1 protein-coding gene is annotated in these 630 nt (G+C 48.3%); it reads right to left on the reverse strand.

Going from position 1 to position 630, the window contains the following annotated elements; translation table 11 throughout:
- Positions 1 to 59: 59 nt before the first annotated feature.
- Positions 60 to 476 (reverse strand): VOC family protein, encoded by a 417-nt coding sequence (locus C7R94_RS29705; protein ID WP_106786049.1) that lies wholly within the window; start codon positions 474 to 476, stop codon positions 60 to 62.
- Positions 477 to 630 lie beyond the last annotated feature (154 nt).

Raw genomic sequence — 630 nt, forward strand, 5'->3', positions numbered from 1 at the left:
GGGAAGATGCCCGGCGTCTTTCTTTTTGAACCCTAGTACGAGCGTGCTCTCCGTTAGCCTTAACCTTGTGCCGCATCCATGTTCATGTAGTTAATGGCCCACAGATGGCCGTCCAAGTCCACGAAGCCCCAATGATACACGAACCCATGATCTTCAGGTTCAGCGTGCAATTTCCCGCCCAAGGAGACCGCAGTATTCACGATTTCATCGACCTTTTCCCGGCTTTCGAAGGCCAATGCGATCGTCATCTGCGCATACTTGCTCGTATCGACGGATTCCTTCTCCGTGAGCGTATTAAAGAATGCTTGATTGATCAGCATGACCTGCAGGTTGTCGCCGATCACGATGGCTACCGAATTCTCGTTCTCGGGGAATTGCGAGTTGAGCTCGAATCCAAGTCCGGTGAAGAACGCTTTCGATTGTTCTACGTTTTTTACAGGCAGGTTGAAGCTCGTGAATGCGGACGTTAATGCCATTTTCAAAACACCTCTTCGTCAAATTAGTTTGTGTTCATTTTTGCCTTCGTTTATATAGACGACAGCCGAGGGACATGGTTCCAATTCGTAGTAATTCGTGAGTTGTTCATACTATCCTGCCAGCTATTTTAACGTGGCCCCAGTCTAGAACTTT

The sequence above is a fragment of the Brevibacillus sp. NRRL NRS-603 genome (assembly GCF_003013445.1).
GTDB lineage: Bacteria > Bacillota > Bacilli > Brevibacillales > Brevibacillaceae > Brevibacillus > Brevibacillus formosus.